At 73.7% G+C, this 14,825-nt stretch carries 14 protein-coding genes (1 of these 14 running past the window's edge); 3 read left to right on the forward strand and 11 right to left on the reverse strand.

What is annotated here, in order from left to right; translation table 11 throughout:
• The 9 genes from proC to E4198_RS10795 form a co-directional block, all read right to left on the reverse strand.
• Positions 1–534, reverse strand: partial view of a pyrroline-5-carboxylate reductase gene (gene proC, locus E4198_RS10755; protein ID WP_136182953.1) — the 5' portion only. 279 nt of this gene lie to the left of the window's left edge; 534 of the gene's 813 nt are visible here — the first part of the coding sequence; its start codon is at positions 532–534; its stop codon lies beyond the left edge, outside the window.
• A gap of 116 nt (positions 535–650) precedes the next feature.
• Positions 651–1,388, reverse strand: a complete 738-nt coding sequence (locus tag E4198_RS10760; RefSeq protein WP_136182954.1) for an ABC transporter permease — start codon at positions 1,386–1,388, stop codon at positions 651–653.
• Entirely contained in the window at positions 1,385–2,170 is a 786-nt protein-coding gene (locus E4198_RS10765; RefSeq protein WP_136182955.1) for an ABC transporter ATP-binding protein, read from the reverse strand. The genes E4198_RS10760 and E4198_RS10765 overlap by 4 nt, the downstream gene beginning before the upstream one ends.
• A 75-nt stretch (positions 2,171–2,245) precedes the next feature.
• On the reverse strand, positions 2,246–2,536 hold the full coding sequence (locus E4198_RS10770; protein WP_136182956.1) for a hypothetical protein: 291 nt from the start codon (positions 2,534–2,536) through the stop codon (positions 2,246–2,248).
• Between the two features lie 219 nt (positions 2,537–2,755).
• Positions 2,756–3,259: a hypothetical protein gene (locus E4198_RS10775; protein WP_136182957.1), complete on the reverse strand. Its 504-nt coding sequence runs from the start codon at positions 3,257–3,259 to the stop codon at positions 2,756–2,758.
• A 102-nt stretch (positions 3,260–3,361) separates the two neighbouring features.
• A complete protein-coding gene (gene ilvD, locus E4198_RS10780) occupies positions 3,362–5,203 on the reverse strand; it encodes a dihydroxy-acid dehydratase (protein ID WP_136182958.1) in 1,842 nt (613 codons plus the stop codon).
• Positions 5,204–5,365: 162 nt separating this feature from the next.
• A complete protein-coding gene (locus tag E4198_RS10785) occupies positions 5,366–5,938 on the reverse strand; it encodes a TetR family transcriptional regulator (protein ID WP_247597898.1) in 573 nt (190 codons plus the stop codon).
• A 134-nt stretch (positions 5,939–6,072) separates the two neighbouring features.
• Entirely contained in the window at positions 6,073–6,891 is an 819-nt protein-coding gene (locus E4198_RS10790) for a sugar phosphate isomerase/epimerase (protein ID WP_136185310.1), read from the reverse strand.
• A 247-nt stretch (positions 6,892–7,138) separates the two neighbouring features.
• Positions 7,139–8,068 (reverse strand): Ppx/GppA phosphatase family protein, encoded by a 930-nt coding sequence (locus tag E4198_RS10795; protein WP_136182960.1) that lies wholly within the window; start codon positions 8,066–8,068, stop codon positions 7,139–7,141.
• A 124-nt stretch (positions 8,069–8,192) separates the two neighbouring features.
• Between E4198_RS10795 and E4198_RS10800 the strand changes: the two genes are divergently transcribed.
• Positions 8,193–8,975 (forward strand): hypothetical protein, encoded by a 783-nt coding sequence (locus E4198_RS10800; protein WP_247597899.1) that lies wholly within the window; start codon positions 8,193–8,195, stop codon positions 8,973–8,975.
• Positions 8,976–8,999: 24 nt separating this feature from the next.
• Here E4198_RS10800 and E4198_RS24860 read toward each other — a convergent pair whose 3' ends face one another.
• Positions 9,000–10,676: a sigma-70 family RNA polymerase sigma factor gene (locus tag E4198_RS24860; RefSeq protein WP_168711413.1), complete on the reverse strand. Its 1,677-nt coding sequence runs from the start codon at positions 10,674–10,676 to the stop codon at positions 9,000–9,002.
• A gap of 175 nt (positions 10,677–10,851) precedes the next feature.
• Between E4198_RS24860 and radA the strand changes: the two genes are divergently transcribed.
• Positions 10,852–12,285 (forward strand): DNA repair protein RadA, encoded by a 1,434-nt coding sequence (gene radA / locus E4198_RS10810; RefSeq protein ID WP_136182962.1) that lies wholly within the window; start codon positions 10,852–10,854, stop codon positions 12,283–12,285.
• Positions 12,286–12,447: 162 nt separating this feature from the next.
• Positions 12,448–13,587, forward strand: coding sequence for a DNA integrity scanning diadenylate cyclase DisA (gene disA, locus E4198_RS10815; RefSeq protein ID WP_027764091.1), 1,140 nt, complete (start codon positions 12,448–12,450; stop codon positions 13,585–13,587).
• A gap of 222 nt (positions 13,588–13,809) precedes the next feature.
• On the opposite strand, the gene E4198_RS10820 is transcribed toward disA, so the two are convergent.
• Positions 13,810–14,661, reverse strand: coding sequence for a hypothetical protein (locus tag E4198_RS10820; protein ID WP_136182963.1), 852 nt, complete (start codon positions 14,659–14,661; stop codon positions 13,810–13,812).
• Positions 14,662–14,825: the final 164 nt, after the last annotated feature.

Below are 14,825 nucleotides of genomic sequence, written 5' to 3' on the forward strand. Positions count from 1 at the left end.
GAAGAAGTACGCGGGCCCCGAGCCGGAGAGCGCCGTCGCCGCGTCCTGCTGGGACTCCGGGACGCGCAGCGTCTTGCCGACGCCGCCGAAGATCTCCTCCGTACGGGCGAGGTGGCTTTCATCGGCGTGGGTGCCGGCGGAGATGACCGACATGCCCTGGTCGACGAGTGCCGGGGTGTTGGTCATGACCCGCACCACGGGCGTGCCGGGGGTGAGTCGCTCCTCGATGTACGTGGTCGGGGTACCGGCCGCGCCGCTGACGACGAGGCGGTCGGCCGGGACGTGCGGGGCCAGCTGGTCCAGGAGGGTGCTCATGTCCTGCGGCTTGACCGTCAGGATCAGCGTGTCGGCGTTCTCCGCGGCGTTGGCGTTGGTCACGCACTCGACGCCGTAGCGGACCTGGAGTTCCTCCGCGCGTTCCTCGCGGCGCGCGGTGACCAGAAGGTGTGAGGGGTGCCAGCCGCCTCGGATCATGCCCGAGAGCAGTGCCTCGCCGATCTTGCCGGCACCGAGAACGGCGACTTTCTGGGTCATGGCTGGTTGCGCTCCTCGTCCGACGACGTCCGGCATTTCATCGTCGCACTTCCGGCACCCGGGCGGGCGTGCGTTCCGGGTGCCGGGACGGGTCGCGGGCAGGGGCCGTCCGCGCGTCAGGCCGTCCGCCGCCGCAGGGTCGCGGCGCCCAGCGCGAGCACGAGCAGTGCGCTGCCCGCGACGATGATCACGTCGCGCAGGTAGTCGCCGGTGAGGTCGGCGTGGAGCAGGACCTCGTTCATGCCGTCGACGGCGTACGACATGGGCAGCACGTCCGACACCGCCTCCAGGACGGGCTGCATGGTGTCGCGCGGAGCGAAGAGGCCGCAGAGCAGGAGCTGCGGGAAGATCACCGCGGGCATGAACTGGACGACCTGGAACTCGGAAGCGGCGAAGGCGGAGACGAAGAGACCGAGTGCGGTGCCGAGGAGGGCGTCCAGCAGGGCGATGACCAGGAGCAGCCAGGGCGAACCGGCGAACTGGAGGTCCAGCAGCCACACGGCGACTCCGGTGGCCAGGGAGGCCTGGACGACGGCGAGGGTGCCGAAGGCCAGGGCGTAGCCGAGGATCAGGTCGCCCTTGCCCAGGGGCATGGCGAGGAGGCGTTCCAGGGTTCCGGAAGTGCGTTCGCGCAGGGTGGCGATGGAGGTGACGAGGAACATCGTCACCAGCGGGAAGATCCCGAGAAGTGAGGCGCCGATCCCGTCGAACGCCCGGGGGCTGCTGTCGAAGACGTAGAAGAGGAGCGTCATGAGCAGCAGGGGGACCAGGAGCAGCAGGGCGATGGTGCGGGGGTCGTGGCCGAGTTGCCGCAGGACGCGGCGGGCGGTGGCGAGGGTGCGGTGGATGTTCATGCGCGGGCCACCTCTTCCTGGGCGCGGGCGTCGTCGACGAGGTGGAGGAAGGCGTCCTCGACGGAGGTGGTGGAGGTGCGTGCGCGCAGAGCGTCAGGGGTGTCGTCGGCGAGGAGCCGGCCGGCGCGCATGAGGAGCAGTCGGCTGCAGCGGTCGGCCTCGTCCATCACGTGCGAGGAGATCAGCAGGGTGGCACCGCGTTCGCGGGCGATGCGGTGGAAGAGGTCCCACAGGTCGCGGCGGAGGACGGGGTCGAGGCCGACGGTCGGCTCGTCCAGCACGAGCAGGTCGGGGGTGCCGAGGAGGGCGACGGCGAGGGAGACGCGGGAGAGCTGGCCGCCGGAGAGGTTTCCGGTGAGGGCGTCGGCGTGCGAGGTCAGGTCGACGTCGGCGAGGGCTCGGTCGACGGTGCCGGCGCGGTCGCGGCGCGGGATGCCGAGGACGGCGGCGAAGTAGTCGAGGTTCTGGCGCGCTGTCAGGTCGAGGTAGACGGACGGGCTCTGGGTGACGTAGCCGACGCGGGAGCGCAGGGCGGCGGAGCCTGCGGGGGCGCCGAGTACGTCGAGCCGGCCGGTGACGTTGGCCTGGGTGCCGACGATGGCGCGCATCAGGGTGGACTTCCCGCAGCCGGAGGGGCCGAGGAGGCCGGTGACCGTGCCGGCCGGGACGTCGAAGGCGAGGCCGTCGAGCACCGTGCGTCCGCCGCGGACGACGCGCAGGTCGTGTGCCCGTACGGCGGCCGGCGGAGGCGCGGCCGGTGGCACCCCGGAATTATTCATCATGTGTTGAATAATGCGCCTGCTCCCGCTCGGGCGTCAAGCGGGTGGCGGCGTGCGCCGGGGTGAGGCCCGGCGGGGTCAGTCCGCGCGCTCGACGACGCGCATCGACCGTTCGACGCCGGTGATCGCCTTCCGGGCCTCGGTGAGTTCCTCCACGCTGCGGCGGTGCAGCGCGACGTTGTCCTCCAGCAGCTGCGCGTACTTGTGCGCGAGCTGCTTGTACTGCTCCTCCCGCGCCGCGAGCATGCGCGCCCGCCAGGTCGCCGCGACCTGCCACACCACGACGATCAGCAGCAGGAAGAGTCCGCCCGCGCCGACCGCGCCGACGATCTCGTAGCTGCCCGACACTGTCTCCGCCTGGTCTCCCACGTCGCCACCTCGTCTCCCGCGGGCACGTCCGGCCCGTCGTCTCGACGGTTCCACGGGTGGGGCCACGGATCCACGGGCCGCGGCGGATACCAGGGAAGGGTCAGGGATCGCCCCTAAGCGGTCGCGGCCGGACTCCCGGAGCGGGAGTCGAAAGAGCGGGCCAAGGCGCGTGCCGAGGGTTCCGGAGGTGCCGTCATGGCGCCCATCGCGCCGGACGGTTCAGCGCTTGCGCCGGCGTTTCGCCGGGTTGCCGGTGCGGGCGGTGCGGGCGCGTTCGTAGCGCTTGACGGCCTGCTCGTGGTCGGCGCGGAGCAGCTTCTCCCCCGGGGCCTCGACCAGACTGCGCAGCGCGTAGGCCAGCAGGACCCCGAGGAAGCCGACGATCACGATGCTGCGCATCGAGCGTTCGCGGGCCTCGTCGACGCCCTCGGGGCGGGCGCGGTAGCGGGACAACGTGCGGGTGAAGGCCACCGAGCTGCACACCGCGAAGGCGACGACGGTGGACACCCGCACCCAGTCGCCGACCTGGGCGATGCCCAGGCCCTGGTAGGCCAGGCGCAGAACGAGGGCGCCGACGGCGGCGAGCAGCAGCGCGCCGAGGCCCAGGGCGAGGCGGCGGACGGGGTAACCGCCGGAGTGGTCGACCCAGGTGGTGCCGTAGAAGAGGATCGGCGCGGGCTGCGGCCGGTCCGGGTCCTCGTCGGGGCGCGGGGTGTCGCTCATGGTGTCGATTATGCCGCCGCTCCGGACGGCTCCCCTTCCCGGCTCCCGCGCGGCCCCGGCCCTCCGTTCCGTCCCCCAGGCGGGCGCGGGCCGCGGCGCCGCTCAGTCTCCGAGCAGGGACACGTCGCGGACGGCGCCCTTGTCGGCGCTGGTGGCCATGGCGGCGTACGCGCGCAGGGCGGTGGACACCTTGCGCTCGCGGGCCCTGGGTGCGTACCGGCCGGCCAGGGCCTCGCGGCGGGCGGCGAGTTCCTTCTCGGGGACGTCGAGTTCGAGGGTACGGCCGGGGATGTCGATGCGGACGCGGTCGCCGTCCTCGACCAGCGCGATGACGCCGCCGGAAGCCGCCTCCGGCGAGACGTGCCCGATGGACAGGCCCGAGGTACCGCCGGAGAAGCGTCCGTCGGTGATCAACGCGCACTTGGCGCCGAGGCCGCGGCCCTTGAGGAAGGAGGTGGGGTAGAGCATCTCCTGCATGCCGGGCCCGCCCTTGGGGCCCTCGTAGCGGATGACGACCACGTCGCCCTCCGCGACCTGCTTGGCCAGGATCTTCTCGACCGCCTCCTCCTGCGACTCGCACACGACGGCCGGGCCCTCGAACGTCCACACCGACTCGTCCACGCCCGCGGTCTTCACCACGCAGCCGTCGGCGGCGAGGTTGCCGTGCAGGACGGCGAGGCCGCCCTCGGTGGAGTAGGCGTGTTCGGCGTCGCGGATGCAGCCGTCGGCGGCGTCCGTGTCCAGCGTGTCCCAGCGCTTCGACTGGGAGAACGCGGTCGCGGACCGCACGCAGCCGGGAGCGGCGTGGAACAGCTCGACGGCCTCCGCGGAGGGGGACCCGCCGCGGATGTCCCACTGCTTGAGCCAGTCGGCGAGCGACGGGCTGTGCACGGTGTGCACGTCCTCGTTGAGCAGACCGGCGCGGTACAGCTCGCCGAGGATCGCGGGGATGCCGCCGGCGCGGTGCACGTCCTCCATGTAGTACGCGCCGTTGGGCGCCACCTTCGACAGGCAGGGCATGCGGCGGGAGAGGGCGTCGATGTCCGGCATCGAGAAGTCGAGTCCGGCCTCCTGCGCGGCGGCCAGCAGATGCAGGATGGTGTTGGTCGAGCCGCCCATGGCGATGTCCAGGGCCATGGCGTTCTCGAAGGCGGCGCGGGAACCGACGCTGCGCGGCAGGACGGTGTCGTCGTCCCCGTGGTAGAAGCGCTCGGTGATCTCGACGACAGTGCGGCCGGCGGCCTCGTACAGCTCCTTGCGGGCGGTGTGCGTGGCCAGGGTGGAGCCGTTGCCGGGCAGGGAGAGGCCGATGGCCTCGGTCAGGCAGTTCATCGAGTTGGCCGTGAACATGCCCGAGCAGGAGCCGCAGGTCGGGCAGGCGTTCTCCTCGATGAGCGCCATGTCGGCGTCGGAGACCGCCTCGTTCGCCGAGTCGGAGATCGCGGAGATCAGGTCCAGCTTGCGAACCGTGCCGTCGACCAGCGTGGCGGTGCCGGACTCCATCGGGCCGCCGGAGACGAAGACCGTCGGGATGTTGAGCCGCATCGCAGCCATCAGCATGCCCGGGGTGATCTTGTCGCAGTTGGAGATGCAGATGAGCGCGTCCGCACAGTGCGCCTCCGTCATGTACTCCACGGAGTCGGCGATCAGGTCACGGGAGGGGAGCGAGTAGAGCATCCCGCCGTGGCCCATGGCGATGCCGTCGTCCACGGCGATGGTGTTGAACTCGCGCGGCACGCCGCCGGCGGCCTTGACCGCGTCGGACACGATCCGGCCGACCGGCTGGAGGTGGGTGTGACCGGGCACGAACTCGGTGAAGCTGTTCGACACCGCCACGATGGGCTTGCCGAAGTCCTCTCGCTCCACGCCCGCGGCGCGGAGGAGGGCGCGGGCGCCCGCCATGTTGCGGCCGTGGGTGACGGTGCGGGACCTCAGCTCGGGCATCAGGCTCACTCCCTGGTGTGCGTCGTCGCGGCCCGCGGCGCGGTCGCGCGGGGCCGGGCTTCGAGGGTACGTCCGAGCGTACGCCGCGCGGACCAGGATGCGGACGTGGCGCCCGGATGATGAGACACCGCGACCTCGGCGAGCCGGCCCGGCCCGGCCCGCTCAGGCCGCGGAGCCGGCCGGCGGGGCGCCCGGGACCCCTTCGCCGGTGAGGTGGTGCTGCACCACGGGCGCGAGCTGCGCGATCAGGTCCTCGGCGGGCGCGGAGGCGAGCGGCTCGATCTTGATCACGTAGCGCAGCACCGCCGTGCCGACCAGCTGCGCCACCGCGAGTTCGACGCGGTGCTGCGGATCCGGACCCGGCAGCGATTGCGCCAGCCGCGTCACCAGGTTGCGGGCCACCAGGCCGCGGAAGATCCGCGCCGCCGTCTCGTTGTTCACCGCGCTGCGCACGATCGCCAGCAGCGGCTCGCGGGTGGCCGGGTTCTCCCACAGGCCGAAGACGAAGCGGGTCATCCGCTCCCCCGCCTGGCCGCGCTCGGCCGTCGCGACCTCGTCCGGGACTCCGAAGGCGGGCGCGAACGCCTTCTCCACCGCCGCCTCGAAGACCTGTTCCTTGGTGCCGAAGTAGTGGTGCACCAGGGCCGGGTCGACCCGGGCACCGCGGGCGATGCCGCGGATCGACGCCTTGTCGAAGCCCCGGGCGGCGAACTCGGCGCGGGCCGAGCTGACGATCCGCTCGCGGGCGGACGGCTCCCCGGCGGCACGGCTGGAGCCGGCGGGGCGGCCCCGGCGACGGCCGGAGCGGGGTTCCGGGCCGGGGGTACCGGAGTCAGGAGTACCAGGGTCGGGAGTGCCGTCCGCGCGGTTCACGAACGCCTCGCCCGGGAGGGCTCGGGCGAGGGGGACGGCGCTGCCACGGTGGCGGCCAGGTGGCGGCGGGTGTACGCGAGGGCTTCGGCCAGATCGGCTTCGCGTTCGGCGGCGGACATCGCCCGCCGCGTGTTGACCTCGACCACGACGTGGCCGTCGAAGCCGCTGTGCGCCAGGTGCGTCAGCACCTCGGCGCAGGGCTGCGAGCCGCGCCCCGGCACCAGGTGCTCGTCCTTCGCCGAGCCGTTCCCGTCGGCGAGGTGGACGTGGCCCAGCCGGTCGCCCATCCGCGCCAGCATCGCCAGCGTGTCCGTGCGGGACGTGGCGGTGTGGGACAGGTCGATGGTGAAGTGACGGTAGTCGTCCCGCGTCGGGTCCCAGTCGGGGGCGTAGGCCAGCATCTCCCGGTCCCGGTACCGCCACGGGAACATGTTCTCCACGGCGAACCGCACGTCGGTCTCGTCCGCCATGCGCCACACGCCCTGCACGAACTCGCGTGCGTACGCCCGCTGCCAGCGGAACGGCGGGTGCACGACCACCGTCGACGCGCCCAGCCGCTCGGCGGCGGAACGCGCGCGCCGGAGCTTCGTCCACGGGTCCTTGGACCAGACGCGCTGGGTGATCAGCAGGCACGGGGCGTGGACGGCGAGTACGGGCACGCCGTGCAGGTCGGAGAGACGCCGCAGCGCCTCGACGTCCTGGCTCACCGGGTCCGTCCACACCATGACCTCGACGCCGTCGTATCCGAGGCGACCGGCGATCTCGAAGGCGGCCGCGGTCGACTCCGGGTAGACGGAGGCGGTCGACAGGGCCACCTTGGGCCCCGGGCGGGGACCGGGAACCGAAGCGACGCCCCGGCGCGTGCCGGGGCCCGTCTCCCACGCGGATGCTGCTGCCACGGGGGACAGCCTACGGCCGGGTAGCCGTGCGGGTGCGTGCGGCGGGTGACGAGCGCGGGGGGCGGAGTGCCCCAGCCAGGGGTTCTGCAGGGGGCCGGGGCGCTCGCGTGAGACGGCTCACGCCGGGCGGGTGCGCTCCGGGTGCCCGAGGGCCCGGGGGCCGTCAGAGGCGGAGGTGGTCGAGACGGCGGAGGATCATGCCCTCGCGGAGGGCCCAGGGGCAGATCTCCAGCTTGTCGATGCCGAAGAGGTCCATCGCCCCTTCGGCGACCAGCGCGCCCGCGAGCAGCTGCCGCGCCCGGCCCTCGGACACGCCGGGGAGGTTCGCGCGTTCCTCCGCCGGCATCTCGGCGAGCTTCGGCACCCACTCCTCCAGGGAGGTCCGCGCGAGTTCGCGCTGCACGTAGAGACCCTCCGCGGAACGGGCCGCGCCGGCCAGGCGGGCGAGCTGCTTGAACGTCTTGGACGTGGCGACCACGTGATCGGGCTCTCCGAAACGGGTGAACTCCCCGACGATGCGGGCGATCTCCGCCCGCACATGACGGCGCAGCGCACGGACGTCGTCCGCCGCGGGCGGGTCGCCGGGCAGCCGGCCGGCCGTGAGCCGTCCCGCCCCCAGCGGCAGCGACACCGCCGCGTCCGGCTCCTCGTCCAGGCCGTAGGCGATCTCCAGGGAGCCGCCCCCGATGTCGAACACCAGCAGGCGCCCGGAGGACCAGCCGAACCACCGGCGTACGGCGAGGAAGGTCAGCCGCGCCTCGTCCTCTCCGGAGACGACCTCCAGCTCCACGCCCGTCTCGGCCGCGACACGCGCGAGGACGGCCTCCGCGTTCGCGGCCTCGCGCACGGCGGAGGTGGCGAACGGCACGACAGCCTGGACGCCCTTGTCCTCGGCGACCTGCATGGCCTCACGGACCGTGAGCGTCAGCCGTTCCACGCCCTCCTCGCCGATGGCGCCGTCGGCGTCCAGCAGTTCCGCAAGTTTCAGCTCCGCCTTGTGGGAGTACGCCGGAAGGGGGCGCGCGCCGGGGTGCGCATCCACCACCAGCAGATGCACCGTGTTCGATCCCACGTCCAGGACACCGAGTCTCATGTACCGCACGCTAGCGTCACCCGGTCGCCCGGCGCTTACCCTGTCCTGTGTGGGAAAGACGAAACCGGCGAAGCGGAACAAGCGGGGCGACGGCACGGCGGCCCCGGCGGGCGAGGCGACCCCTGTGGGTGGTCCGGCCCCGGCGACCGTGGCGGCCCGGGACGAAGAGGTCGGGCTGGACTTCGCCAGGGCCTGGGTGGAGTTCCCGGACCCTGCGGACGAGGAGCAGGTCTTCCGCTGCGACCTCACGTGGCTGACCTCCCGGTGGCAGTGCGTGTTCGGGCAGGGCTGCCAGGGGATCAGCCCCGGCCGCGCATCGGACGGCTGCTGCACGCTGGGCGCCCACTTCACCGACGAGGACGACGAGCGCCGCGTCTCCGAGCACGTGGCCCGGCTGACGCCGGCGACCTGGCAGTTCCATGACGTGGGCACGGCGTCCGGCTGGGCCGAGGAGAACGAGGACGGCGAGCGGCAGACCCGCCGCTGGAAGGGCGCGTGCATCTTCCACAACCGGCCGGGGTTCGCCGGCGGTTCGGGATGCGCGCTGCACACCCTCGCGCTGCGCGAGGACCGCGAGCCGCTGGAGACCAAGCCGGACGTGTGCTGGCAGCTGCCGATCCGCCGCACGTACGAGTGGGTCGAACTGCCGGACGGCGAGCAGGTCCTCCAGGTGTCGATCGGCGAGTACGACCGCCGCGGCTGGGGGCCGGGCGGCCACGACCTGCACTGGTGGTGCACCGCCGCGCCGTCGGCGCACGGGGCGGGCAAGCCGGTGTACGAGTCGTACCGGCCGGAGCTGATCGAGCTGATGGGTGAGGCCGGGTACGAGGTGCTCGTCGGGTACTGCGAGGCGCGGATCGCCTCGCAGCTCCCGCTCGTCGCCCCGCATCCCGCCGACCCGGTGTGACCCCGCCCGGCCACGGCACCGGCCTCAGCTGGTGCTGGGTGTGGGCTCGGAGACCGTGGGGGTCGGGTCGGGGTCCGGCTCCGGGGAGGGCGTCGGCTCCTCGGACGGCGTGGGCTCCTGCGACGGCGTCGGGTCCGGATCCGGCTCGGGGTCGGGCTCCGGGTCCGGGGAGGGCGTCGGCTCCTGGGAGCCGGGGGGTTCCTGTGTGCCGCCCCCGGGGTCCTGCGGCCCGCCCCCGGGGGGCTGCGGACTGCCCGCGCCGTGGCCCTCGATGGTGACGACGGCGCCCACCGGCCCGATGCCGATGCGCGCCGACCAGGCGCCCGCGGGCTCCCGCGCCTCCACGACATAGGCGGAGAAGGACACGGACTGGCCGGGTTGGAGCACCCCGGAGGAACGACTCAGCACGAGCCAGTCGGCGGACGTGCCGGCCGTCCAGTGGACGGCGCTGTCGCCGGTGGCGGTGAGCGTGATCAGCGTGCCGTCGCCGGCGGGCTGGGCCTGGACGGTGAGGCGCCGGGCACCCCTGGTGGGGCCGCCCGGACCGGACCCTTCGCCGCCTTCGACGCGAACGGAGACGCGCGAGTCGGGGTCGCCCTTGCGGTGCTTGCCCGGGCCGGGCTCGGCGCGGCCCACGTGCCGGTAGGCGGAGTCGCCGCCGTTCTGCGCGCCGTCGTCCTGTTCGGTGGCGGAGACGGGCGCGGTGCTGCGCCCTTCGCCGGTGAGCGGCGCGCCCCGGTACGCCGCCCAGAGGGCCAGTACGGGGGCGGCCACCACGGTGGCGACGACGGTGGTGGTGACGGCGCGGCTGCGGAGGCGTTCGATGCGGGCGGCACGGTCCCTGACCTCGGCAGGGAAACCGTTCCTGCCGAAGCGGGGACTGTGCTGGCAGCGGGCGCGGCGGGCGGCTCGGAGCGCTGCCTGCACGGAGTGCCGCGGCGCCTCCAGCACGGCGAGCGAGGTGGGGCCTGTGGGGGCGGTGCCCGGCCAGCCGATGCCGGCCATGGCGCGCTCCGCGGCGCGGCGGCACTCGGCGCAGTCGTCGACGTGCCGGACGAGTTCGCGGCGGAGCGCGGAGCCCATGAGGAGGCGGTCGTCGCCGGCGAGCCGGCCGACCAGCGGGCACCCGCCGGACTCGACGACGGCGAGCGCGGCGCGGGTCCGCTCCACCTCGCAGGCCGCGCTGGTGAGCAGGTCGCCGGCGGCCTCGGTGCTCAGCGACAGCACGGCCGCCACCTCACGGGTGGGCAGCCCGTGCCGCACGGAGAGTTCCAGCGCCTCGCGCTGTTCGGGGGTGGTGCCGGCGGCCTCCGGCCAGGCGAGGGCGGCGAGTTCCCGGCGGCGCTGGGTCGCGGCGGCGCCGGAGAGCTGCGGCGAGGTGGCCGGGCCGCGGTCGCCGGGGCCCTGTTGGGCGAGGCGGCGCAGGCAGGCCCAGCGGGTGAGCGCGTAGAGCCAGGGTCGGTGGAGTCCGCGGTCGGCGGGCGCGCGGTCCCGTTCGTGCTGCCGGTCGGCGAGAGCGAGGGCCTCGCCCAGCGCGGCGGTGGCCGCGTCGTGCTCGCACATGACGGAGAGGGAGTAGGTGAACAGCCCGTCGAGACAGGATTCGTAGCGTTCCGAGCGGGGTGCGGGCGTCGGCCGCCGCACCGAGTGCGCTCGGTGTGCGCCGGTGGTGTGCGTGGAGTGCTCGCGCCTGGTGCTCATTCGAGGACGGTAGGACGACAGCGGCGTGTCGTCGGACCAACTTGAGCAGCTTTACTTCTTCCGAGTGACGATCTCCCTCGATGGGGGACATGTCGCGGCCACAGGGTGACGTCTGTCCACAGTCCGGGGGGCTCGTGGGGGCGGAGTGTCGGCGCGCGCCGCTAACGTGGCGGTCATGGCTGCTCGCAAGTCGTCCACCAGGGACCGTCCTTCGTACCGCTGCACCGAGTGCGGCTGGACCACCGCCAAGTGGCTCGGCCGCTGCCCGGAGTGCCACGCGTGGGGCACGGTCGAGGAGACCGGCAGCGCCCCCGCCGTACGGACCACGGCGGCCAGCCGCGTGGTGTCGCCGGCGCTGCCGATCGGTCAGGTGGACGGCCGGCAGGCCACCGCCCGCTGCACCGGCGTGCCGGAGCTGGACCGGGTGCTGGGCGGCGGACTGGTGCCGGGGGCCGTGGTGCTGCTGGCCGGTGAGCCGGGCGTCGGCAAGTCCACGCTGTTGCTGGACGTGGCGGCCAAGGCGGCGAGCGAGCAGCGGCCCACGCTGTACGTGACGGGCGAGGAGTCCGCGGGCCAGGTGCGGCTGCGCGCCGACCGGATCGGCGCGCTCAGCGACCACCTCTACCTGGCGGCGGAGACCGACCTCTCCGCCGTACTCGGCCACCTGGACGAGGTGAAGCCGTCGCTCCTGATCCTGGACTCGGTGCAGACCGTGGCCTCCCCGGAGATCGACGGCGCGCCGGGCGGCGTGGCGCAGGTGCGGGAGGTCGCCGGCGCCCTGATCCGCGCCTCGAAGGAACGCGGCATGTCCACGCTGCTGGTGGGCCACGTCACCAAGGACGGCGCGATCGCCGGTCCGCGCCTGCTGGAGCACCTGGTGGACGTCGTGCTGCACTTCGAGGGCGACCGGCACGCCCGCCTGCGTCTGGTGCGCGGCGTGAAGAACCGGTACGGCGCGACGGACGAGGTGGGCTGCTTCGAGCTGCACGACGAGGGCATCACCGGCCTCGCCGACCCGTCCGGGCTGTTCCTCACCCGCCGCGACGACCCGGTGCCGGGCACCTGCCTGACGGTGACGCTGGAGGGGCGGCGGCCCCTGGTCGCGGAGGTGCAGGCTCTGACCGTGGACAGCCAGATCCCGTCGCCGCGGCGTACGACGTCCGGGCTGGAGACGTCGCGGGTGTCGATGATGCTGGCGGTGCTGGAGCAGCGCGGCCGGATCAGCGCGCTGGGCAAGCGGGACATCTACAGCGCCACCGTCGGCGGCGTGAAGCTGTCCGAGCCGGCCGCGGACCTCGCCGTGGCACTGGCTCTGGCCAGTGCGGCGAGCGACACACCGCTTCCGAAGAACCTGGTGGCGATCGGCGAGGTCGGTCTGGCGGGCGAGGTGCGGCGAGTGACCGGCGTCCAGCGGCGGCTCGCAGAGGCCGCCCGGCTCGGCTTCACACACGCGCTGGTGCCGGGTGATCCGGGCCGCGTACCGTCCGGCATGCGGGTGCGGGAGGTGGCCGACATCGGGGACGCGTTGCGCGTGCTCCCGGCGCGCCCGCAGCGCGGCCGGGGCCCCGGCGCGGACCAAGAGCCCCAAGAGGAGGAGGCCCGCCGGTAGACTTTGCCCCGGTCTCGCCCGTCGGCGACATTCGCGTACGGCACGCGTGTACGACAATCGCCTGGGAGTGCCTGTGGAGGCGCGGGGCGCACCCTGGGGGTGTGCCGGAGCCGAACGTGACGACGTGATGCCGACAGGCACCCGCACGACCGAAGGAGTCCAGTGGCAGCCAACGACCGGGCAACGGCTCCGGGAAGGTCCGGTGGGACCCTCGGCGGCTCCCGCGCCGACAGCCTGATGCGCGCCTCGCTGAGTGCGGTCGCGCCCGGAACGGCCCTCCGCGACGGACTCGAGCGGGTCCTGCGGGGCAACACCGGCGGACTCATCGTCCTCGGCATGGACAGGACCGTGGAGTCGCTGTGCAGCGGCGGCTTCGTACTCGATGTCGACTTCACCGCGACCCGGCTGCGCGAGCTGTGCAAGCTGGACGGCGCGCTGATCCTGGACCGCGACATCACCAAGATCGTGCGCGCCGGGGTACAGCTGGTGCCCGACGCGTCCATCCCGACCGAGGAGACGGGCACCCGGCACCGGACCGCCCAGCGGATCTCCATCCAGACCGGCTGCCCGGTGGTCTCGGTCAGCCAGTCGATGCGGCTGATCGCCCTGTACGTGGGCGGGCAGCGGCGCGTGCTGGAGGACTCCGCCGCAATCCTGTCCCGCGCCAACCAGGCGCTGGCGACGCTGGAGCGGTACAAGCTCCGGCTCGACGAGGTCGCCGGGACGCTGTCCGCGCTGGAGATCGAAGACCTGGTGACCGTCCGGGACGTCTCCGCGGTCGCGCAGCGGCTGGAGATGGTGCGCCGCATCGCCACGGAGATCGCCGAGTACGTCGTGGAGCTGGGCACCGACGGGCGGCTGCTGTCCCTCCAGCTGGACGAGCTGATCGCCGGCGTCGAGCCGGAGCGGGAGCTGGTCGCGCGGGACTACGTCCCGCAGCCCGGCACGTCCGGCCGCCGTTCCCGCACGGTCCCCGAGGCGCTCGGCGAACTGGACCGCCTCACGCACACCGAGCTGCTGGAGCTGCCCACGGTGGCCCGGGCCCTGGGGTACTCCGGGTCGCCGGAGACGCTCGACTCGTCGGTCTCGCCGCGCGGCTTCCGCCTGCTCGCGAAGGTGCCTCGGCTGCCCGGGGCGGTCATCGACCGTCTCGTGGACCACTTCGGCGGGCTGCAGAAGCTGCTGGCCGCGAGCGTCGACGACCTCCAGACCGTCGAGGGCGTCGGGGAGGCCCGTGCCCGCTCTGTCCGCGAGGGCCTGTCGCGGCTCGCGGAGTCCTCCATCCTGGAGCGGTACGTCTAGTGCTGCGGCGCGCAGCCGACGCGTAGGGATGCCCGCCGTCGCGTGGACGCGCGCCGGAGCGCGCCCGGCCCCTCCCGCCGTGCCCTCCCCGCCTGCGCGCGCCGTAGCGGCGGCACGAGGGCGCGCCCGGCCCCAGCACCGAACGTTCAGGAGTGCGGCTGGGGCACCAGACCGGGCGCCCGGCCGTCCTGGGGCGTTCGCGGGAAGCGGTCCGTCGGAGGGTCAGTCCTTGGCCAGGACGAAGGAGGTCTGTTCGGTGGACAGGTCCGCGACCTCGATCTCGACGAGGTAGCTGCCTGCCGGGACCTTGCCGCTCTCCGGCGTGGCGCATTCGGGCTTGCTGCGCTCGCGGTCCCACTCCAGCGTGTGGACGCTGTCTCCCTTCGCGGGAACCTCGATCCAGGCGGCGCCGCGGCTGGGCGGGCAGTCGTCGGAGGACCAGACGCGATCGCCGTCGGAGTCGGTGACGGTGAGGACCGTCGCGGTCCGACCGAGGTCGACGCGGCAGGCCTCGCCGGAGTCGTTCGCCAGGGTGAGCTTCAGCTTGGGGGTGTCGCCCGGCTCGTACTCGTTCTCCACGCTCTTCAGGGCGACGCTCACGTCGCCGGGGGAGCAGTCGGCCAGGCCCGGGCCCGCCGGGATGCCGTCGCCGCCGGTGAGGCCGCCGCTGGACCCGGCCAGGGCGCCGCCACCACCGCTGCCGGAACCGGAGCCGCCGCCCGCGCCGGAACCGCCCTCGGAGCCGCCCGACCCGCCGGCGCCTTCGGCTCCGCCGGAGCCGGACCCGTCGTCGCCTCCCGAGCCGGCGCCGCCGTCCACCTCGTCACGTCCGCCGGGACGTTCGGTGACGGAGGGCATCGAGTCGGTGGGCCCGGGCGTGATGGGGTCGGTGGGGCCCCGGCTGCCGTCGCTGCCACCGGCGGCGTCCTGTCCCTGGTCGCCCTTGCTCCCGCCGAGGCTGATCGCCCACACGACGAGAAGCACGACCAGCGCCAGGAGGGCCAGCGCGACGGCCCTCCGCCGCCAGTAGATGGAGGAGGGGAGCGGTCCGATCGGATTGCGCAGTGATCCCACGCGGAAACCTTACGAGACATCAGGCGCCCCAAGGCCCCCACCCGCCGCCGGAGTAGGCGACTTTTCCGATGAGAGACACGACGAACACCCCGAGGTGTGACAAACGTCGGCGCCGCAGCGGCCTCAGGTCCACCCGCGCTAATCGTGCGCGCACCCGGGGGACC

The sequence above is a fragment of the Streptomyces sp. RKND-216 genome (assembly GCF_004795255.1).
GTDB lineage: Bacteria > Actinomycetota > Actinomycetes > Streptomycetales > Streptomycetaceae > Streptomyces > Streptomyces hazeniae.